At 63.3% G+C, this 21,720-nt stretch carries 16 protein-coding genes and 1 tRNA gene; 6 read left to right on the top strand and 11 right to left on the bottom strand.

Going from position 1 to position 21,720, the window contains the following annotated elements; genetic code table 11:
- Positions 1-48: 48 nt before the first annotated feature.
- Genes NKH63_RS18185 through NKH63_RS18160 form a run of 6 tightly spaced genes read right to left on the bottom strand, consistent with a single transcriptional unit; the run spans position 49 to position 7,335 of the window.
- A complete protein-coding gene (locus NKH63_RS18185; RefSeq protein ID WP_031194023.1) occupies positions 49-1,302 on the bottom strand; it encodes an ABC transporter substrate-binding protein in 1,254 nt (417 codons plus the stop codon).
- A 60-nt stretch (positions 1,303-1,362) separates the two neighbouring features.
- Positions 1,363-2,874, bottom strand: a complete 1,512-nt coding sequence (locus NKH63_RS18180; protein WP_352918339.1) for an aldehyde dehydrogenase family protein — start codon at positions 2,872-2,874, stop codon at positions 1,363-1,365.
- Between the two features lie 25 nt (positions 2,875-2,899).
- A complete protein-coding gene (locus NKH63_RS18175) occupies positions 2,900-3,676 on the bottom strand; it encodes an enoyl-CoA hydratase/isomerase family protein (protein ID WP_352845567.1) in 777 nt (258 codons plus the stop codon).
- Entirely contained in the window at positions 3,669-5,270 is a 1,602-nt protein-coding gene (locus NKH63_RS18170) for an acyl CoA:acetate/3-ketoacid CoA transferase (RefSeq protein WP_352918337.1), read from the bottom strand. Before NKH63_RS18170 ends, NKH63_RS18175 begins: the two co-directional genes overlap by 8 nt.
- Complete coding sequence (locus NKH63_RS18165) at positions 5,267-6,283, bottom strand: Gfo/Idh/MocA family protein (protein ID WP_352918335.1); 1,017 nt, start codon at positions 6,281-6,283, stop codon at positions 5,267-5,269. Before NKH63_RS18165 ends, NKH63_RS18170 begins: the two co-directional genes overlap by 4 nt.
- A complete protein-coding gene (locus NKH63_RS18160; protein ID WP_352481928.1) occupies positions 6,280-7,335 on the bottom strand; it encodes a LacI family DNA-binding transcriptional regulator in 1,056 nt (351 codons plus the stop codon). Before NKH63_RS18160 ends, NKH63_RS18165 begins: the two co-directional genes overlap by 4 nt.
- A gap of 243 nt (positions 7,336-7,578) precedes the next feature.
- Between NKH63_RS18160 and NKH63_RS18155 the strand changes: the two genes are divergently transcribed.
- On the top strand, positions 7,579-8,733 hold the full coding sequence (locus tag NKH63_RS18155) for a dihydrodipicolinate synthase family protein (RefSeq protein WP_352918334.1): 1,155 nt from the start codon (positions 7,579-7,581) through the stop codon (positions 8,731-8,733).
- 163 nt (positions 8,734-8,896) lie between these two features.
- Positions 8,897-9,859, top strand: a complete 963-nt coding sequence (gene fcl / locus NKH63_RS18150) for a GDP-L-fucose synthase (RefSeq protein ID WP_352481930.1) — start codon at positions 8,897-8,899, stop codon at positions 9,857-9,859.
- A gap of 92 nt (positions 9,860-9,951) precedes the next feature.
- On the opposite strand, the gene NKH63_RS18145 is transcribed toward fcl, so the two are convergent.
- Together NKH63_RS18145 and cpdR are read right to left on the bottom strand one after the other, a co-directional pair.
- A tRNA-Val gene (locus NKH63_RS18145) sits at positions 9,952-10,026 on the bottom strand.
- Between the two features lie 103 nt (positions 10,027-10,129).
- Positions 10,130-10,492, bottom strand: coding sequence for a cell cycle two-component system response regulator CpdR (cpdR, locus tag NKH63_RS18140; RefSeq protein WP_006199474.1), 363 nt, complete (start codon positions 10,490-10,492; stop codon positions 10,130-10,132).
- 153 nt (positions 10,493-10,645) lie between these two features.
- On the opposite strand from cpdR, the gene NKH63_RS18135 reads away from it, so the two are divergent.
- Positions 10,646-11,587, top strand: a complete 942-nt coding sequence (locus tag NKH63_RS18135) for an N-formylglutamate amidohydrolase (RefSeq protein WP_023719085.1) — start codon at positions 10,646-10,648, stop codon at positions 11,585-11,587.
- A 313-nt stretch (positions 11,588-11,900) separates the two neighbouring features.
- Entirely contained in the window at positions 11,901-12,674 is a 774-nt protein-coding gene (hisN, locus tag NKH63_RS18130) for a histidinol-phosphatase (protein WP_352815564.1), read from the top strand.
- Positions 12,675-12,825: 151 nt separating this feature from the next.
- On the opposite strand, the gene NKH63_RS18125 is transcribed toward hisN, so the two are convergent.
- Positions 12,826-13,284 carry a styrene oxide isomerase gene (locus NKH63_RS18125; protein ID WP_352815566.1) on the bottom strand — a complete coding sequence of 153 codons (459 nt, stop codon included), beginning with the start codon at positions 13,282-13,284 and terminating at the stop codon, positions 12,826-12,828.
- Between the two features lie 144 nt (positions 13,285-13,428).
- On the bottom strand, positions 13,429-14,403 hold the full coding sequence (locus tag NKH63_RS18120) for an alpha/beta fold hydrolase (protein WP_352494701.1): 975 nt from the start codon (positions 14,401-14,403) through the stop codon (positions 13,429-13,431).
- Positions 14,404-14,879: 476 nt separating this feature from the next.
- On the opposite strand from NKH63_RS18120, the gene NKH63_RS18115 reads away from it, so the two are divergent.
- Complete coding sequence (locus NKH63_RS18115) at positions 14,880-15,344, top strand: Hsp20 family protein (protein ID WP_352494702.1); 465 nt, start codon at positions 14,880-14,882, stop codon at positions 15,342-15,344.
- 93 nt (positions 15,345-15,437) lie between these two features.
- Here NKH63_RS18115 and NKH63_RS18110 read toward each other — a convergent pair whose 3' ends face one another.
- On the bottom strand, positions 15,438-16,490 hold the full coding sequence (locus tag NKH63_RS18110; RefSeq protein ID WP_352640188.1) for a threonine aldolase family protein: 1,053 nt from the start codon (positions 16,488-16,490) through the stop codon (positions 15,438-15,440).
- 475 nt (positions 16,491-16,965) lie between these two features.
- Here NKH63_RS18110 and gltB point away from each other — a divergent pair, with 475 nt between their 5' ends.
- Positions 16,966-21,696, top strand: coding sequence for a glutamate synthase large subunit (gene gltB, locus NKH63_RS18105; protein WP_352640189.1), 4,731 nt, complete (start codon positions 16,966-16,968; stop codon positions 21,694-21,696).
- The last annotated feature ends 24 nt before the right edge of the window (positions 21,697-21,720 follow it).

The raw sequence follows: 21,720 nt of genomic DNA, 5'->3' as shown, positions 1-21,720 counted from the left end.
GAAATCTCCCCGGCTTGCGCCGGGGAGATCATTCACATCGGCGGTGCCTTACTTGGCGTCTTCGATCGCGCTGACCAGTTGGGTCACGGCCTCGTCCGAGGTCTTGATCTGGCCGTGCACGAACTTCGAGACGACATCCTTGTAGGCGTTGGCAACCGCCGGAGGCGCGCCATAGCCTTGCGCCAGCGAACCGAACAGCGTGCCGCCTTCATTGGCGGCCTTCAAATCGGCCATGCCCTTCTTGCCGCAAGCGTCGAAATCGGTGTCCGGCACGTCGGTGCGGGCCGGAACAGAGCCCTTGACGACGTTGAAGGCCGACTGGAAGCTCTTCGACAGAGTGGCGGTGGCCAAGGCGATCTGGGCGGCCTTGCGGTCCTCCGGAACGTTGAACATGCCGAACATGTCGGAGTTGTAGACGACGCTGCCATCGGTGCCGGGGAAGCGGTAGCACAGGAAGTCGGTGCCGGGGACCTTCTTGGCGGCGTTGAATTCGCCCTTGGCCCAGTCACCCATCACCTGCACCAACGCATCGCCCTTGATGACCATGGCGGTGGCGAGGTTCCAGTCCCGGCCCGAGAAGTTCGGGTCGACATAGGTGACGAGCTTGGCGAGATTGTCGAACGACTTCTTCATCGTGTCGGACTTCAGCGACTCCTCGTCGAGGTCGTTGAAGGCCTTCTTGTAGAACTCGGGCCCGCCGGTCGACAGCACGACCGAGTCGAACATGGTGGCTTCCTGCCAATTCTGGCCGCCCAGCGCGAGCGGGATGACGCCCGCCGCCTTGGCTTTGTCGAGCAGCGCGATGAAGTCGTCGAAGGTCTTGGGCTCGGTGCCGCCGATCTTGTCCATCACCGCCTTGTTGATCCACAGCCAGTTGACCGAGTGGACGTTGACCGGGGCCGCGACCCACTTGCCGTCATAGACCGAGAATTTCTGCAGGGCCGCGGGAACGGACTTGTCCCAGCCTTCCTTTATCGCCGTCTCGGTCAGGTCGCCCATGACGCCGGCTGCGGCGTAGTCGAGCACGGTATAGCCAAGCATCTGCGAGGCGGTCGGGTAGTTGCCGGCCGCCACCATCGCCTTCAGCGCGGTCATGGCGGCGTCGCCGCCGCCGCCGGCCACCGGCACGTCCTTCCAGGCAAAGCCTTCCTTGGCCAGATCCTGCTTGAGCACGTTCAGAGCGGCAGCTTCGCCGCCCGACGTCCACCAATGCAGCATCTGGACTTCCTTGACGTCCTCGGCATGGGCCGCGAACGCAACGCCCGACGCGAGTGCCGTCCCGATAAGCAGTTTGCGCAACATGTACTTCCTCCCTTGTTGAACTTACAACGACCGGCGGATGGCCACCGGGTTCTTCCCAACTCAGCCGACCCACCATCCGGTGCGCTGGCCGCGATGAAACTGGATTGTCTTTTCCTCGGTATAATCCTCGACGGCGCGCTTGCCGAGTTCGCGTCCCAAACCGGACTGCTTGTAGCCGCCGAAAGGCAGTTCGGGGTAACCCTCCATGAACGTGTTCATCCAAACGGTTCCCGAACGCACATTCCGCGCCACCGACATGCACGTATCGATGCTGGCGCTCCACACGCCCGCCGACAGACCATAGGGCGTGTTGTTGGCGATGTGCAACGCCCTTTCAATCGATTCAAAAGTCAGCACCGAGAGCACCGGACCGAACACTTCCTCGCGCGCAATGGCCATGTCTTCGGTGACGTCGCGAATGATGGTCGGGTCGAGATACTGGCCGGCGCTGGAAGCAAGTTGCTTGCCGCCAGTATAAATCCGGCTGCCGTCGTTTTCCGCTGCCGTCACGTAGCCGGTGACCTTGGCCACATGGTCGGCGGAGATCATCGCGCCAACCTTGGTGCGGTCGTCGAGCGGGTCGCCGACAACCACCTTGGCGGTGAGGGCTTTGACGGCGCCGAGGAACTCGTCGGCGATCGCCTCATGGACGATCAGCCGGCTGCCGGCATTGCAACATTCGCCGGCATTGAAGAAGCCGCCGAATACCGCCGCGTCGGCGGCGGCCTCGAGGTCGGCGTCGGGAAAGACGATCTGGCCGTTCTTGCCGCCGAGCTCCATCGAGACTTTCTTCAGCGAGTTGGCGGCAGACGCCATGGTCATCTTGCCGACGCGGGTGGAGCCGGTGAACGACACCATTTCGACCAGCGGATGGCTGACCATCGGTGCGCCGACATCGGCGCCCAGCCCGGCAAGGATGTTGACGACGCCATCGGGCAAGCCGGCCTGCATCAGGATCTCGCCGAGCACGAAGGTCGAGGCCGAGGTCATCTCGCTCGGCTTGACCACCGCCGTGCAGCCGGCGGCGAGCGCGAAGGGCAGTTTCTGGCTGACGATAAGGAACGGGAAATTCCACGGCGTGATGATCGAGACGACGCCGATCGGTTCGCGCAGCACGACACCGAGCATGGCATCGCCGAGATTGGCGTAGCTTTCGCCGTGAAGCGTGCGGGCGAGTGCCGCAGCATAGCGCCAGATGTCGATGGCGCCGCCGATCTCGCCGCGCGCCTGGGCAATCGGCTTGCCGGATTCCAGCGCGTCGAGCCGGGCAATCTCGTCCAGTCGCGCCTCGATCAGGCCAGCCGTCTTGAGCAGGATCGCGGCGCGCTCGGCGGCTTTCATGCGCGGCCACGGGCCGGTCTCGAAGGCCTTGTGCGCGGCCTGTACCGCCGCCTCGATGTCCGCCGCGCCGGCTTGCGCATAGCGCGAAACGGTGAAGCCGTGGCCGGGGCTGCTGCGCTCCAGCGTGCGGCCGTCCTGGGCGCCGACGAACTTGCCGCCGATCAGCAGTCGGTAGCTTTTCGGCGCTGCGGCTGCCTCGGCGGGCATGGTGATGTTAAGAGGCGCGTTCATGTGATTTCCAGGTTCCGCTCGCATTCTATGATCTTGAAAACGCCGGTTTCTGCTTGGCTTTGAAAGCCTCGACGCCGGCCCTGAGATCGCTCGTCAGCGCAACGAAGCCGCTGGCCAGCGCTTCGGTCGCGGCGGCACTCTCTTCGCCTTCGGCGATGGCAATCATCAGCTTGGCGGCTTCGGTTGCCAGCGGCCCGCGCTCGGCGATCTTGCCGGCCCAGGCCTTGGCGTCCGCGAACGCCTTGCCGGTCTCGACCGCCCGGTCGACAATCCCCCACGCCATCGCATCGGTTGCCAGAAACACCTCGCCGCCAAGCGCCATCCGCCGCACCGCCTGTGCACCGAAGCGGCGCACGGCGCGCTGTGTGCCGGACCAGCCGGGAACGACGCCGATCGAGGTCTCGGGGAAACCCAGCTTCACCTGTGTTTCTGCCACGCGGAAGTCGCATGCAGCCGCCAGTTCCAGCCCACCGCCCAGCGCATGGCCGGCAAGCACGGCGATCGTCGGCTGCCGCAGCCGCGCCAGCCGGTCGAAGACGCGGTGGCCGTAGCGCACCCATTGCACCTGGAAGTCGACAGCGCTCATTTCTGCCCATGCTTCGACATCGCCGCCGGCGCAAAAGCCCTTGCCTTCGCCGCAGACCAGCACGACGCGGACGCCATCCGCCGCCTCGGCCTCGTCGAGTGCTGCTTCCAGCGCCCGCAGCATCGGAATGTCGAGCGCGTTGAATTTCTCCGGCCGGCGCAGCGTGACAATGCCGATGGCGCCGTCAGTTTCAAAGGTTACTAGACGCTCAGCCATGTGCGCCCCCAAGCGAGGCGCCGCTATTAAGCAACAGGCCGATCGGTCGGTCGTGGTAGAGCGCGTCCGGCGTCACTTTGAGGTCGTTGGCGACAGCAAGCGGGATCTCGGCCTGCGCCAGCACATCGCGTTCAAGGTCGATGCCCGGCGCCAGCTCGGTGACCATCAGCCCTGCCGGCGTCAGCTTCATCACGCAGCGCTCGGTGATGTAGGTGATGTCCTGCCCTTGGGCGACGGCACGCTTGCCCGAGAAGGAGATGTGCTCGACCTCGCCGACGACTTTCTTGACCTTGCCCTCCTGGTCGATGCGGATGCCGCCATCGGCCAATGAGAGTTTGGCACCGGCATTGAAGAAACCGGAAAAGACGATCTTCTTCGCCCGCGCGGTGATGTCGACGAAGCCGCCGGCGCCGGCGGTGACATGCGGCCGCGCCGAAAGCTTCGAGACATTGACAGAGCCGTGGCGGTCGATCTGCAGGAAGGACAGCAGCGAGGCGTCGAAGCCGCCAGCCTGAAAATAGATGAACTGGTGCGGCGAGGGCATGAAAGCGTCGGCGTTCGACGAGCAGCCGAACTTGAAGTCGAGCAGCGGCACGCCGCCAACCGCGCCCTGTTCGATGACCCAGGTGACCTTGCCGTGCTGGCCTTCCTCGAGCAGGATGCGCGGCACATTGGCCGAGATGCCGAAGCCGATATTGACGGCCATGCCGTCGGCAAGCTCCATGGCGACGCGGCGGGCAATGACCTTCTGGACGTTCATTTCAGCGTTGCGAAAGCTCGACAGTGGCCGGAAGATCTCGCCGGAGATGGCCGGATCGTAGGGCGTCAGCGTCGTCTGCAACTGGTCGGGCGCCACCACGATATGATCGACCAGCACGCCGGGCACACGCACATCGTGCGGCTTCAGCGTGCCGTTCTCGACAACGCGCTTGACCTGCGCGATGACGATGCCGCCATTGTTGCGAGCGGCCAGCGCCTGTTCGAGGCCGCCGAGATAGGCGCCTTCATGCTCATAGGTGAGGTTGCCGCGCTCGTCGGCGGTGGTGGCGCGGATGATCGCGACCTGCGGCACGATCGAGCGGAAATAGAGCCACTCCTCGCCATCGAACTGCTGCACGGAAACGATCGGCTCGCTGGCGGCGGCATTCATGGCGCAGCCTTGGTGGCGCGGGTCGGCGAAGGTGTCGAGCCCGACCTTGGTCAGCACCCCGGGGCGCTTGGCGGCGGCCTCGCGATGCATGTCGAACAGGATGCCGGACGGCACGTTATAGGCGGCGACCGAATTGTCGCCGATCATCTTCCAGATCTGCGGCGGTTCGGACGAGGACGGCCCGGATGGATAGGAGCCGCACAAAGTGCGCTTCAACAAGCCGGGCTTGGCGAGATGATCAATGCCCTTGATGCCGTACATGTCGCCGGCGGCGATCGGGTGCAGCGTCGTGATATCCTTGGGATGCCCATCCGCGTCGAAGCGCTCGCCGATGGCGGCCAGCACCGCGTCCGGACAGCCGAGGCCGCTCGACGATGACACGGAAACGACCATACCATCCTTGATCAGGCCGGCAGCCTCAGTCGCGGAGACGAGCTTGCTCACCCAGCACTCCCGAGCTTCGGGTCGATGGCAACGGCCTTGCCGGACCTGGCCGACTGCAATGCCGCTTCGGCCGCGGTCAGCGACCAGACGCCGTCCTCGCCGGTGGCGGAAGGCTGGCCCTCGCCGCGGATCGCCGCGTGGAATTGGCGCAGCGAACGGGCATAGAGGTCTTCGCGATCGAAGCTCAATTCCTCCTCGCCCTGTGCCGTTCGCAGCAACACAGAGCCGACTGGCTTCTGCGTCATCACGTCCCTGCCGATCAGCGAGCCTTCGGTGCCATGCACCTCGAAGCCGGTCCCGGCGAACTTGGTGGTGAAGCCCTCATGCGACTGGGCGATGACGCCCGATGCGAAGCGCCAGAGGCACATGGCGCCGTCTTCCAGCCCGCCGGCGGCCATGCCGGCCGATTGTGTGAAGGCCGAGATCCCGACTGGATCGTCGCCGAGCACGAAGCGCAGCGTGTCGGCATCATGGACGGTGATGTCGAGCACCACGCCGCCGCCGGCGTCCGGCCTGGTGATGCGCCAGCCCTGCAGGTTTTCCGGCAGATAGACAGAGTGGAAGACGCGCGCGGCGATCGGCCTGCCGATGCGGCCGGCAGCGATCGCTGCGCGCATCGCCCGATGCGAGCCGGCATTGCGCAAATGGTGATTGGTGCCGAGCACGACGCCGGCAGCCCTGGCGGCGGCGACCATCTTGCGGGCGTCGGCGCTGGTCAGCGCCAGTGGTTTTTCGCAAAGCACATGCTTTCCCGCCTCGATAGCGGCGAATGCCTGTTCGAGATGCAATTCGTTGGTGGTCGAGATGTAAACGGCGTCGATGTCGGAGCTGAGCAATTCATCAAGCGCCGAGACCGCCGCCGGAATGCGGTTTTCGCTGGCATAGGTGGCGGCGCGCCCCGGGCTGGAGCTCATCACTGCGGCGATCTCGCCGTCCGGCTGCGCGCGGATGGCGCCGATCATGAACTGTCTTGCGATCGTGCTGGCGCCGATCAGCCCCCAACTGACGGTCATGCCGCGTCTCCCATTCCTGCGCAGCTATGTCCCTTGCGATCGGGGCCGCAGCTTTCCCTGACCACGAGGTTGACGGCGCCGATATGATCCTCGGCGCGCGTGGTGCGCGATTGGATCATCTTCAGCACGACATGGGCGGCGCGCTCGCCGAGACCGGCGGTGTTCACCGCGACGCTGGTCAGCGCCGGCATGTAGTGTTCGGCCTCGGCCACGTCGTCGAAACCGACGACGGCAAAATCCGCGCCGGGTTCCAGGCCGCGCTTGCGCAGGGCCAGCAAGACGCCGAAGGCGACCGCATCGTTGAAGCAAAGCGCCGCGGTCGGCGGCGCGGCCATGGCGAGCGCGGTTTCCAGGCAGGCAATGCCGCCCTTGCGGCTGGTTTCGCCCTCGAAGACCAGCCTGTCGGCCGGTGCGATGCCGAGCGCTTCACAGGCCTCGCGAAAGCCGCCCAGCCGCTCGTGATAGACGACAAGATCGGGCGAGCCGCCGAAGAAGGCCAGCCGGCGATGCCCCTTGCCGATCAGATGGGCGGTGGCAAGATAGGCGCCGCGATGGTTGTCGGGCGCGATCACCGGAATGCGGCTTTCAGGAAGCCGGCGCATGACGAAGACGACCGGAACGCCCGCGGTCTCAAGCCGGCGGAAGGCGCCAGGCGCGGTGCCGCGCGCCGGCGACACGACGAGCCCGGCGACCCCTTGCTCCATCAGCGATTTCAGCACCTCTTCCTGGCGCACCGGGCTCTCCGCCGTGTTGGCGATGAAAGGCACGATGCCAGCCGACTGGAAGACGCGCTCCATGCCGACCGCCATCTCGGCGAAAAACGGATTGGTAAGATCGTTGATGACCATGCCGATGACGTTGGAATGGGCCTTGCGCAGATTGGCGGCGCCGCGGTTGTAGACATAGCCGACATCCTCGATCGCCTTGCGCACCTTGAGCGCAGTTTCAGGCCGGATCAGCCCGCTGCCTTGCAGCACCAGCGAAACCGTCGATTTGGACACGCCCGCCTCACGGGCTATGTCGAGTATCGTTGCCTTGGCCCGGCTGGCCATCCAGATCTATCCTCCCGATGGTTTCTTATGCGATTTATTGGAACGATCTAATCCCTCCTATGGATTTGAGTCAATCGCGTTTTTGCGAATCCGTGAAAATGCGGCTCATGGCGCCCAATTGCGAAGGAGTGTATGGCTTTCTGCTGTTGCGCTGCCGCAATTCGACCGGCGCACGGCGGAGCGGCAAAGCATCTTGATTTACTGGAACGTTCCATTTAATAGGCGCTGGGAAGGGAGAGAGCCATGGACATCACCTTGCCAGGGGAAGGCGGCGGCCGCATCCGCTACCGGCTTGTCGGCCAGCCGGTGCAGCCTGCGGCCGGCGCGCGGTTCTCGCGCATCGCCTATGCCGCCGCCCATGTGGTCGCCGATCCTGTGGCGATGACCGATCCGTGGTCCCGGCCGGCAGTCGACTGGGACAAGACGATGGCGTTTCGCCGTCACCTTTGGCGGCTCGGCTTCCGCGTCGCCGAAGCGATGGACACCTCGCAGCGCGGCATGGGTTTCGACTGGGCAAATGCCAGGGAATTAATCCGCCGCTCGATCGCCGAGGCGCGCAGCGTCGACGGCGCCGATCTCGCGTCGGGCGCCGGCACCGACCATCTGGCGCCGGGCGCCGCGAGCACGCTCGCCGATGTCATCGCGGCCTATGAAGAGCAGCTCGGCTTCATCGAAGGACTTGGCGGCAAGGCGATCATGATGGCCAGCCGTGCACTGGCGGCGGTCGCCAAAGGGCCCGACGATTATGTCAGTGTCTACGACCGCATCCTGTCCCAGTCCTCCGGCAAGGTCATCCTGCACTGGCTGGGCGATATGTTCGACCCGGCGCTGAAAGGCTACTGGGGCAGCAGCGATTTCGAAACTGCGCTCGAGACGGTGATCGCGATCATCGAACGCCATGCCGGCAAGGTCGAAGGCATAAAGATATCGCTGCTCGATGCCGGCAAGGAGATCGCGCTCAGGGACCGGCTGCCCGAGGGCGTGGTGATGTTCACTGGCGACGACTTCAACTACCCCAAGCTGATCGCCGGCGACGGCGACAGGCATTCGCACGCGCTGCTCGGCATTTTCGATGCCATCGCGCCCGTCGCCAATGCGGCGCTGGCAAAGCTGGCCGACGGCGACCGCGCCGGCTATGACGCGCTGATGGTCCCGACAGTGCCGCTGTCGCGCAAGATCTTCGAGGCGCCGACCGAATATTACAAGGCCGGCATCGTTTTCATGGCATGGCTTAACGGCCATCAGGAGCACTTTTCGATGATCGGCGGCATGCAATCGGCGCGCGGCATCCGTCACTATGCCGATGTCTTTCGCCTTGCCGATCAGGCGGGGTTGCTGGCCGAGCCGGAACTCGCCATCGCCAGAATGACAAGCCTCTGCGCAGTAGCGGGTGTCTGATCGCTAGACGTTACAGCGTCTGATCCAAACGCCTGGTTTGGGCGGTTTTGCGATTTGGCTTGTCTGGATAAATCTGTATGCGGTATGCGTCCGGCAACAGAGAAGCCGATCCGGCGCTCCGCCGGCCACTGGCAAAGCTGCCGTTCTGCATTGGGGTGAGTTGATGACCTTCGACCTTCAGGGCAAGCGCGTTTTTGTCGCCGGGCATCGCGGCATGGTCGGCTCGGCCATCCTGCGCAGATTGGCCGACGAGGATTGCGAGGTCCTGACCGCCTCGCGCGCCGAGCTCGATCTTCTCGACCAGGCCGGGGTGCGGCGCTGGATGGCCGACCGCAAGCCGGATGCAGTGGTGATGGCAGCGGCCAAGGTCGGCGGTATCCTGGCCAACGACAGGCTTCCGGTCGATTTTCTGCAGGACAACCTCGTCATGCAGAACAATGTCATCGACAGCGCCTTCCGTAACGAGGTGCAGAAGCTGCTGTTTCTCGGTTCATCCTGCATCTATCCCAAATTCGCGGCGCAGCCGATCTCCGAGGACGCCTTGCTGAGCGGCCCGCTCGAACCCACCAACGAATGGTATGCGATCGCCAAGATCGCCGGACTGAAACTGTGCCAGGCCTACCGGCGCCAATACGGTGTCGACTACATCTCGGCGATGCCGACCAATCTCTACGGCCCGGGCGACAATTTCGACCTCAATTCCAGCCATGTCGTGCCCGCTCTGATGCGCAAGGCGCACGAGGCCAGGCGCGCCGGCCGCAAGAGCCTGGAGGTGTGGGGATCGGGCACGCCGATGCGCGAATTCCTGCATGTCGACGACGCCGCCGACGCCCTGGTCTGGCTGTTGAAGAATTATGCCGGCGACAGCCACATCAATGTCGGCTCTGGGGAAGACATCACCATTGCCGACCTTGCCCGCACCATCGTGTCGGTCGCCGGCGCCGATGCCACGATCACATTCGATCCGACAAAGCCGGACGGCACGCCGCGCAAGCTGATGGACGTGTCGCGCCTGTTCGCCACCGGCTGGCGTCCGCGCTACTCGTTGCGCAGCGGATTGGAACAGACCTATGCCTGGTTTCTGGAGCACGTCGAGACTGGCGATCTTCGCCTCGGCGCGGCCTGAGGTCGGTATTGGCGAGCTCGGCGTCAGGATCGGATCAGGCCGAGAACGTCAGCCGATGAAAACACCGACGGCCGATTGAGGGATTGTCTGGATGGTGGGCGTGACAGGGATTGAACCTGTGACCCCTGCAATGTCAATGCAGTGCTCTCCCGCTGAGCTACACGCCCATCCGAAGCCGCGCATACACCATTTTTGGTTCAGCGCGTCAATAGCGGGAAAGGGAAAGAATGGCTGGCTTGCCGCGTCGGTCAAGACGCGACAAAAAGCGCGTCAGGCGGCCTGCAACATCTTTTCGACTTCGTTGACGAGGTCGCGCAGGTGGAACGGCTTCGACAGCACCTTGGCGTCTTTCGGCGCTTTCGAATCGGGGTTCAGCGCGACGGCGGCGAAGCCGGTGATGAACATCACCTTGAGATCGGGGTCGATCTCGGTGGCGCGGCGGGCGAGCTCGATGCCATCCATCTCGGGCATGACGATGTCGGTCAAAAGCAGCGAAAAAGGTTCCTCGCGCAGCCGCTCATAGGCGCTGGCGCCATTGTCGAAATCGCTGACCTGATAGCCGGCGCGCTCCAGCGCCTTGACGAGGAACCGGCGCATGTCGTCGTCGTCTTCCGCCAGCAGAATGCGTGCCATCTTGTCCCGTCCGAATCACCCAACCGACAATGCCGTGCGGCAAGCCCGTTAACCATGCTGTATATGAGGAGGTGACGGTAAACATCAAGTGAACGTTGGGCGCACAATCCTGATTTGGCTAGCGCTTCGGCGGCTGGACATGCGGGCGGCGAGGTGGCACTTTCCTGTCATGATGCATTGGTATTTCCGGGTTCGTTCAAATTGAAAACGGCAGCCGAGGATTTTTCGGTCGTTCCACCCTTCGAAATCCGATCGGGCGCCGAACAGCGCGTTCCCTTCCTCTTCAACTCGCCGCATAGCGGCCGCTACTATCCGGACCGGTTCATGGCGATGGCCAAGCTGGACCGCAACGCCATCCGCCGCTCCGAGGACTGCTATGTCGAGGAATTGTTCGGCGGTGCCGTCGCGCTCGGGGCGCCGATGCTGGCGGCAAACTTCCCGCGCGCCTATCTCGACGTCAACCGGGAGCCGTGGGAACTCGACCCTCGCATGTTCGCCGAACCGGTGCCGTCCTTCTGCAACATCCGCTCGGCGCGGGTGGCCGGCGGGCTCGGTACCGTGCCCAAGCTGGTGGGAGAGGGGCTCGACATCTATTCCGGCCGCTTGCCGCTGGCCGAAGCCGTGGCGCGCATCGAAGCGGTCTACAAACCCTATCACGAGACGCTGAAACGGCTTTTGACCAGAACCCATGCGCGCTTCGGTTATGCCGTACTAATAGACTGCCACTCGATGCCGGCAAGCATAAGAGTTGGCGACAGCGGATTGCGGCCGGATTTCATCGTCGGCGACCGGTTCGGCATCTCCGCCGCGGCGGCGTTGACCGAGACGGCGATCGGCCTGCTCACCGGCATGGGCTACAGCGTCGCCCACAACAAGCCCTATGCCGGAGGCTTCATCACGGAGCACTATGGCCGCCCGGTGCGCCATCTGCATGCGCTGCAGATCGAGGTCAATCGCGGGCTCTACATGAATGAGCGGACGTTCCAGAGATCAGCTGGTTTCGACGCCCTGGCCGACGACCTGGCGCGGTTTTCGGCCGAACTGATGGCAATGCCGGATCATCATTTCGTCGATCTGCCGCTGGCCGCCGAATAGCGGCCGGAATCGCGGCACTCGCCGCTCATGCGGCAGCGTAAAAAAAGACCGCATCGTTTGCACGACACGGTCGAAGTCTAGGGAGGAAACGCCCAAGGAGGGCATGGACAGGAACCCCTGTCCGAGAACAAACGTATTGTGCGCTGCACAAATGTCAAGGCACGTTCCGGCTTTTTTAATTCACTGTGAAGTGGGACGGCGGCGTTGCATTCGAGCAACAGTTGGCGTCGTGCGAAAGGCTCCGAATGCCCTTGTTTCGGCACAAATCCGTAGGCAAACCGGCATCTCAAACATGCTGGAGCGGGAGAATCAGTTGGACATCAGCATCGATTTCATGCGGCGCATTGCGCGTGCCGCCGCAGCCGAGACCTTGCCGCGCTTCCGCAATCAGGGCGCGGTCACCAACAAGGAGCGCGGCAGCTTCGACCCGGTCACCGAGGCCGACCGCGAGGCCGAGCGCGCCATCCGGGTGCTGATCAGCGAGCAGTACCCCGATCACGGAATTCTCGGCGAGGAACATGGCAGCGAAAACATCTCCAGCCGGCATGTCTGGGTGATCGATCCGATCGATGGCACACGCGCCTTTATTTCCGGCCTGCCGGTATGGGGCACGCTGGTCGGGCTGACGGTCGACGGCGATGCCGTCGCCGGCATGATGTCGCAGCCCTTCACCGGCGAGCTGTTCTACGCCAATGCCTCCGGCTCGCATTATGAGGGCCCGGGCGGCCCGCGAAAACTCACGACGCGCAAGACGACAAATCTCGCCGAGGCGACGCTGTTCACCACCACGCCGGCGCTGTTCAAGGGAGACGCGCGCTTGCGCTACGACTTGTTCGAGCAACAGGTCCAGCTCGCCCGCTACGGCACCGACTGCTATGCCTTCGCCATGGTGGCGGCAGGCAGCGTCGATATCGTCGCCGATCCGGGATTGAAGCCCTACGACATCGTTGCGCTTATCCCGATCATCGAGAAGGCAGGCGGCGTCGTCACCACTTTCGAGGGCGGACCGGCGGAAAAGGGCGGCGACATCCTGGCGGCGGCGACGCCGGAGCTGCACGCAGCAGCAATGGCGGCGCTGCGCGGCTGAGGATCCGTATACCCAAGCGTTTGTTTTGCGCAAATCCGACGGAAACCGTGGTACGGTTCTAAAGCGCGTCGGGTTTGAATCGACTCATGGGAGACGCGCTCGTTTGGATGTCGTTATCGCAAAACCGCTGCGCACTTTTGCGGGACATGCATTAGCTATCGGCAGGCCAAGCGTCCGAGAGACGCAGGCCCCACAAAATGAGCACGAAAGAGATGAGGCCGGTCGGCGCAGACGAATACGCCACGCCTTTGATGACTGTTTCCTGAAAGGCACTTCCGTGGAAGGCTCCGGCCGCCAACGGCATTGTCTCGTTGCCGGCCCCCCAGGCGCTGGCGATCACGTAGGCGGCCAGGATCGCCAAAGCCGAATAGATCAGCAGCCAGAACGCAATCCGCGACATCGCCGCGCCGAGATTGAGCCTAGACCATGCGAGGCCTAGCGCCAGCAACAGAACGCCCTCCAGGGCGCTGAGCGTGTGCGCGGACAGTCCGAGCCGCGGTGCGGCGAGGTACGGTATTGCAAACCCTTCGAATGACGAAAACAGCAGCAGCGCGACGCCAATCTGCAGTAGCCGATGCCCCTGACGTGACAGCGTGTTCGATGCGTTCATGGTCGTTTTTCTCCCGGTCTCTGCCGAATTGCCTCCAATCTCTTTGGCCGCTACCTAGCGCTCGATGCCTGAACGGGAATAAGGGGCAAGCTGCGCCGGGCAAGCAACCCGCGCAGGCTTTGTTGCCGGGCGCTGGCGAAGCGGTTAAACAGCGTCGCCGGTTCCTGGGATGAAAGCATCGAATGCCGCAAGCAGTTGCTCGCGATAGAGGTCGGCCTCCTGCAGGATCTCGTGGCGAGCGCCGTCGATCATCACTAGCGAGCCGACGCGCAGACGTCTTGCATAGGCTTCGACTGCCCTGGTCGAGACGACCTGGTCGGCGCCGGCGGCGATCATCAGCAAGGGCACCTGGATCTTTGCCATGAAATCCGGGTCGCTGACGATCAAGGACGCCTCCGTGGCCGCCTTCAGCCAGCAGATCGTCGGTCCGCCGAGCGCCAGCTGCGGATAGGTTTCGTAGATCAGCGTGTTGCGCCGATAGCGTTCCGGGTCGCTGGTCAGCTTGTTTATGGCGAAGGGCACCGATTCCTTCGGCCGCGGCCCCCATGCGGCATAGAGCCGGCCAAGGCCGAGAAGGCAGAACAGCGAACAGATGCCGCGAACGGTTTTTACCGAAACCGGGAGGTCAGGCACGGTGAAGAATGGTGCGATCAGCACCATGCGACGTACGCGGTTCGCCATTGAGGGTGCGGCGAGCAGCGCAATCACCGCCCCGGCCGAATGGGCCAGTATGTAGTAGGGTCCCCGGCAATCGGGCAGCACGATCTCTTCGAAGAACTGCTCGAGATCGCCGGTATAGTCGAAAAAGCTTCGGACGTAGCCGCGCTGGCGATCGCCGATCATCCGGTCGGAAGCGCCTTGGCCGCGCCAGTCGAGGGTCGCCACGCCAAAACCCCGGTCGGCAAGGTTGCGAATGGTCTCGAAATACTTCTCGATGCACTCGTTGCGGCCGGTCAGGACGACGACGGTGCCCTTCATCGGGCGGGCAACCGCGGCAAACAGCCCATAGCGGATCTTCTTGCCGTCGCGCGTGGTGAAGAAGCCGCCGGCCGCGTTTTCCGGCAGCGGATTGCCTGGAGTTTCGTAGAACAGGGAGGGCTGGGGGAACAGATCGGTCATACGGTGTTTGCTTGGCGTCGGTGACGGCGTGGGCGCAAGTCAGGCATAAACGCCCATGCGCCAAAAGCAAAGGAATTCGGGACGCCGGGGACGTTGACCCAGGCAGCGAACAAGTAAGGCCGGAAGCAGCCTAGGGCGTGCTTCCGGCCTCTGTCGACCCGGGAGGAAGGGACGTTACACCCGGTTCGGCCTCGTCGTGTCGCCTTCTCAGGCGACCTGTTTCTGATCTCGAGAACAGTTTTAATGCCGTCTGGCTGAACGCTCGCCGAAGCCACGGTTCATCTGCCGTTCATCGGCATCGGGACGTGATCAGGGGCCGATGCGGTTCGGACGCGGGCAAATCTTGAAATGCCGTCGCCCGCTTCCCAAATTTGTTATGCGGCCGCCAATGTCGGGGCCGCTGGCCCATCCGGAACGCCGTCACGGGTTTCGCACCGGCCATACGCAAACCTTGTTGCTCAACAGGAGAACACACCATGCGTCACGTTGATTTTTCCCCGCTCTACCGTTCGACCGTCGGTTTTGACCGGCTGTTCACCATGCTCGATTCGCTTGCGCAGCCGGAAGGCCAGACCTATCCGCCTTACAACATCGAGCGCACCGGCGAGGACGCCTATCGCATCTCGATGGCTGTGGCCGGCTTCTCGGAAGATGAGATTTCGATCGAAGCTCACCGCAATGTGCTGACCGTCAAGGGTGAGCGCAAGGAGGAAGCCAATGGCGAAGGCTCCGAACTGCTCTATCGCGGTATCGCCAGCCGAGCCTTCGAGCGCCGCTTCCAGCTTGCCGATCACGTCGAGGTTGTCGGCGCCGCGCTGAAGAACGGCCTGCTTTTTGTCGACCTCAAGCGCAACATCCCCGAAGAGCTGAAGCCGCGCAAGATCGCGATCACCTCGGCTCCGGCCAAGGCCAAGCAGATCGAGGCCAAGACCGCCGCCTAAATCGGGCAGCTAAACTCCCCGGGACGCCAACTCCCCGGGAAAAAGGGGCGGTGCAGCAAATGCGCCGCCCCTTTTTGCTGGTGGTAAGACTTGCTATCCGGCGAGCAGGTAGCCGAAACGGTCGACCTCGTCGGCCGTGGTCGCGAAGCTGGTGACGAAGCGATAGAGAGCTTCGTCCTGGCCGACATGGTTGTCGTAGCCGAGCGGCCTATGCCAGTCGTGGAACACGGCGCCTGCTGCTTGCACTCTTTCGGCCTCGGCCTTTTTCATGACCGCGAAGACCTCGTTCGCCTGCGGTAGCCAGGCCAGCCGGGCTGAAGGGGAATCTTCGATCGCCGCGGCTAGGCGTGCCGCCATCGCATTGGCGTGCCGTGCCGTGTCGAGCCATAGCCCACCCCTGAAATAAGCATCGAATTGCGCGGCGATGAAGCGCGATTTCGAGAACAGTTGGGCGGCGCGCTTGCGCAAAAACGCCAATTCCTTGGCTCGCTCGAGGTCGAACAGCACGATCGCCTCGGCGCACCAGCAGCCATTCTTGGTGCCGCCGAAGGAAAGGATGTCGACGCCGTGCTTCCAGGTCATTTCCGCCGGCGTCGTTCCCAGCGCGACGAGCGCATTGGCAAAGCGGGCCCCGTCCATGTGCAGCGGCAATCCGTGCTGCTTTGCAATCGCCGAAATCCTGGCGATTTCGTTCAGCGTGTACACGGTGCCGACCTCGGTCGATTGGGTGATCGAAACCGCCATCGGCCGCCCGGAATGGACGTTTTCGGGTGCGAAACGGTCCACTGCCCGTTCCAGATCGCCGGCATCGATCTTGCCGAGTGCGCCGTCGATTGTATAAAGCCGCGAACCGCCGGTGAAATATTCCGGTGCACCGCATTCGTCCTCGATGACATGCGATTCGCGATGGCAGAAGGAAATGCCGCCTGGCTTGTTGTAGGTAGTCAGCGACAGCGAATTGGCAGCGGTGCCGGTGGCCACGAAAAACACCGCGACCTCGCATTCGAAGATTTCACTGAAGCGCTGGTAAACGGCCTTGTCGAGGACGCCGTCGCCATAGGCGGTGGAGAAGCCGTCGGTATGGGCCGACAGGCCGGCAGCGATACGGGGATGGGCGCCTGCCCAATTGTCGGAAGCGAAAATCATGCGTCTGCCTATGCTGGGAAAATTGGTGCGAGCTTGGCCGCTTTCGCATGCCGGCCGCAAGTGGCAGATGCCGAAAATCCGCTAAAGCCAGCGAAAGCCAGACCGTAGATGCAGCGACTGAAGGTTACGCTGTCGCCGCGTTCCGCGCAATTTTCTGTCGCCAATGCTCCAATAATTTTGTGAATCGGTCTTGTATGCGCTTAAGATTTCTGTCATAAAAATTTAGGACAGTAGTGCTGTCTTATTTTGTCGCACAAAACTGGCCGCATTGGCATATGATTGCGCCTCTACGGCCATTGCCGCGAGCGACAGCTAGACAGCCTGGCTCTGGCCTGTACGAATACCATATGCGAACCATGCGGAAAGCCGCACGGTCGGCAAGAATTTCGCCAGACGTGCCGCAAGATTGAAAGGGGAGCCACGCGCTTCCCGACGGAAACCAGCGCCCGAAAGGGACGGAACGGAGGACACGACGATGACGGACATGACGCCATCTGCGACGAAGGCCGCGCAGACGAAAGCGGCAGTCGTCAAAAATCCGTCCCTGACCAATATTGGGCGAACCAGCACCGGCTATGCCGCGCACGGCCTCTACGATCCGCGCAACGAGCATGATGCCTGCGGCGTCGGCTTCATCGTCAACATGAAGGGCGTGAAGTCGCATCAGATCGTCGAGGACGGCCTTGCCGTGCTCGAAAACCTGACGCATCGCGGGGCCGTCGGCGCCGATCCGCTGGCCGGCGATGGCGCCGGCGTGCTGGTGCAGCTTCCAGACCGTTTCTTCCGCGAAGAGATGGCAGCCCAGGGCATCGAACTGCCGCCGGCCGGTCAGTACGGTGTCGGACACTGGTTCATGCCGCAGGATGCAGCACTTCGTGCTCACATCGAGGACATCATTGCCGAATCGGCGCAGTCCGAGGGGCTTCCGCTCATCGGTTTCCGTGATGTGCCCGTCGACAATTCGTCCTTGTCGACGGCGCCTGATATCGTGGCGTCCGAGCCGTTCCATCGTCAGATATTCATCGGCCGTACAGCCGACATTCTTGACGACGAGGAGTACGAGGCCAGGCTCTATCTGTTGCGCAAGGTGATATCGGGCCGCATCTACGCCGAGAACGACAACAAGGACATCGGTTCCTACTGCGTGTCGCTGTCGGCGCGCACCATCGTCTACAAGGGCATGTTCCTGGCCTACCAGGTCGGCGCCTATTACAAGGACCTCACCGATCCGCGCTTCGAAACCGCGCTGATCCTGGTCCACCAGCGCTTCTCGACCAACACGTTCCCGTCGTGGAAGCTGGCGCATCCCTACCGCATGGTCGCACACAATGGCGAGATCAACACCGTGCGCGGCAACAACAACTGGATGGCGGCGCGACAGGCGTCCGTCGATTCCGAACTTTTCGGCAACAACATCTCGAAGCTTTGGCCAATCTCCTACGACGGCCAGTCAGACACCGCCTGCTTCGACAATGCGCTCGAGTTCCTGTTCCAGGGCGGGTACAGCCTCAGCCACGCCATGATGATGCTGATCCCGGAAGCCTGGGCCGGCAACAAGCTCATGGATGCCGACCGCAAGGCTTTCTATGAATACCATGCCGCGCTGATGGAGCCGTGGGACGGACCGGCGGCGGTGGTCTTTACCGATGGCCGCCAGATCGGCGCCACGCTCGACCGCAACGGTCTGCGCCCGGCACGCTACATCGTCACCGACGATGACCGCGTCATCATGGCCTCGGAAGCCGGCGTGCTGCCGGTGCCGGAGGAGAGGATTGTCAAGAAGTGGCGGCTGCAGCCCGGCCGTATGCTTCTGATCGACCTCGAGAAGGGCCGCATCGTCTCTGACGAGGAGCTCAAGTCGGAGATTGCGACCAGGCATCCGTACAAGAGCTGGCTCGCCAACACGCAGCTCATCCTCGAAGACCTGAAGCCGGTCGAGCCGCGCGAATTGCGCAGGGATGTCAGCCTGCTCGATCGCCAGCAGGCGTTCGGCTACAGCCAGGAAGACACCAAGCTGTTGATGTCGCCGATGGCGACCACTGGCCAGGAAGCCGTGGGATCGATGGGCACCGACACGCCGATCTCGGCGATGTCGGACAAGTCGAAGCTGCTCTACACCTATTTCAAGCAGAACTTTGCTCAGGTCACCAACCCGCCGATCGACCCAATCCGCGAGGAGTTGGTGATGAGCCTGGTGTCCTTCATCGGGCCGCGGCCCAACATCTTCGACCTGGTTGGCAATTCGCGCCGCAAGCGGCTCGAGGTGCGCCAGCCGATCCTGACCAATGGCGATCTCGAAAAGATCCGCTCCATCGGCCACACCGAGGACCGGTTCGACACCAAGACGATCGACATTACCTATGGCTCGAACGAGGGCGCAGCGGGCATGCAGGGTGCCATCGACCGCTTGTGTGAGCGGGCGGAGGCGGCGGTCGCCGGCGGCTACAACATCATCATCCTGTCCGACCGCCAGGTCGGGCCGGACCGGATCGCCATCCCGGCGCTTCTGGCGACAGCCGCGGTGCACCACCACCTGATCCGCAAGGGATTGCGCACTTCGGTCGGGCTGGTCGTGGAATCCGGCGAGCCGCGCGAAGTGCATCATTTCTGCTGCCTTGCCGGCTATGGCGCCGAGGCGATCAACCCTTATCTTGCCTTCGACACGCTGCTCGATATGCACAAGCGTGGCGAACTGCCGAAAGAGGTGGACGCCTACGAAGTGGTCTCCCGCTACATCAAGTCGATCGGCAAGGGCATCCTCAAGGTGATGTCCAAGATGGGCATCTCGACCTACCAGTCCTATTGCGGCGCGCAGATCTTCGACGCCATCGGGCTGAAGACCGATTTCGTGCAGCAATACTTCACCGGCACCGCGACACTGATCGAGGGCGTCGGACTGGACGAGATCGCGGCCGAGACGCTCAGCCGCCATACCGATGGTTTCGGCAACGACCCGGTGCTGCGCAACAGCCTCGAGGTGGGCGGCGAATACGTGTTCCGCATGCGCGGTGAAGCACACATCTGGTCGCCGGATGCGGTGGCCACCTTGCAGCACGCCGTGCGCCAGGGCTCGTGGGAAACGTTCAAGGACTATTCCGCCCAGATCGACAGCGAGACGGCCCGTGCCCAGACCATTCGCGGCCTGTTCAAGATCAGGCTCGCGGAAGAAACTGGGCGCAAGAAGGTTTCGCTCGACGAGGTCATGCCGGCGGCCGACATCGTCAAGCGGTTCTCGACCGGGGCGATGTCCTTCGGCTCGATCTCCAGGGAAGCGCACACGACGCTGGCGCGCGCCATGAACGCCATCGGCGGCAAGTCGAACACCGGCGAGGGCGGCGAAGAGGCCGACCGCTATCTGCCACTGCCGGGCGGCGGCAAGAACCCCGAACGCTCGGCGATCAAGCAGGTCGCCTCGGGACGCTTTGGCGTCACGGCGGAGTATCTTGTCAATTCCGACATGATGCAGATCAAGGTCGCGCAAGGGGCAAAGCCCGGCGAGGGCGGCCAGTTGCCGGGCCACAAGGTCGACGCGACCATCGCCAAAGTCAGGCATTCGACGCCGGGCGTCGGCCTGATCTCGCCGCCGCCGCATCACGATATCTATTCGATCGAGGATCTGGCGCAGCTCATCTACGACCTAAAGAACGTCAATCCGGCGGCGGACGTATCGGTCAAGCTGGTCTCGGAAGTCGGTGTCGGCACGGTTGCGGCCGGCGTCGCCAAGGCGCGTGCCGATCACATCACCATATCAGGCTATGACGGCGGCACTGGCGCTTCACCGCTGACCTCGCTCAAGCACGCCGGCAGTCCGTGGGAAATGGGCCTTGCCGAGACGCACCAGACGCTGGTGCTCAACGGCCTCAGGTCGCGCGTCGCGCTGCAGGTCGATGGCGGCCTGCGCACCGGGCGGGACGTTGTCATCGGCGCGCTGCTCGGCGCCGACGAGTTCGGTTTCTCGACCGCGCCGTTGATCGCGGCCGGCTGCATCATGATGCGCAAGTGCCATCTCAACACCTGCCCGGTCGGCGTCGCGACGCAGGACCCGGTACTGCGCAAGCGCTTCAAGGGCACGCCCGAGCACGTCATCAACTTCTTCTTCTATGTGGCGGAAGAGGTGCGGGCGCTGCTTGCCGAGATGGGCTACACCCATCTCGACCAGATCATCGGCGACACCGACCTTCTGGAAAAGCGCGAGCTGATCCAGCACTGGAAGGCGCGCGGGCTCGACTTCAGCAAGATGTTCTACAAGCCGGATGCGCCGCACGAGGCGGTGCACTGGACCGAGCGGCAGAAGCATCCGATCGACGACGTGCTCGACCGCAAGCTGATCGAACTGGCAAAGCCGGCGCTCGAAGCCAGGCAGCCAGTCAGCATCGAACTGCCGATCCGCAACGTCGACCGTTCGACCGGCGCCATGCTGTCGGGTGAAGTGGCAAAGCGCTTCAAGCACAAGGGCCTGCGGGAGGACACGATCTCGGTCAAGCTCACCGGCACGGCCGGCCAGTCCTTCGCCGCCTTCCTGGCGCGCGGCGTCTCGTTCGAACTGGTAGGCGCGGCCAACGACTATGTCGGCAAGGGCCTGTCGGGCGGCCGCATCGTCATCCGTCCGCCGGAGAACACGAAAATCGTTGCTGCCGAGTCCATTATTGTCGGCAATACCGTGCTCTACGGCGCGACCGAGGGCGAGGCCTATTTCTGCGGCGTCGCCGGCGAGCGTTTTGCCGTGCGCAATTCGGGCGTCGCCGCCGTCGTCGAAGGCGTCGGCGACCATGGCTGCGAATACATGACCGGCGGTATCGTCGTCGTCATCGGCCAGACCGGTCGCAACTTCGCCGCCGGCATGTCGGGCGGCGTCGCCTATGTGCTCGACGAGGCGGGCGATTTCGCCGAACGCTGCAACATGGCGATGGTCGAGCTGGAGCCGGTTCCGGAAGAGGACGACCTGATGGAAAAGCTGCTCCACCATGGCGGCGATCTCGACCACAAGGGCCGTGTCGACGTATCCGGCGATATGACCAGCCATGACGAGGAGCGGCTCTACCAGTTGATCTCCAACCACGTCCACTACACGGGCTCGGAACGAGGTCGCGAAATCCTCGACGATTGGGCGATTTTCCGGCCGAAATTCCGGAAGATCATGCCGGTCGAATACCGCCGCGCGCTGATCGAGATGGAACGTATGCGCATGAACGTGGCGGCGGAATAGATTTGGAAATTGCCGGGAAGCCAT

This window comes from Mesorhizobium sp. M0960 (assembly GCF_040319055.1).
Lineage (GTDB): Bacteria > Pseudomonadota > Alphaproteobacteria > Rhizobiales > Rhizobiaceae > Mesorhizobium.
The sequence above is the reverse complement of the archived record's forward strand: the minus strand, read 5'-3'. Positions and strand labels throughout refer to the sequence as shown.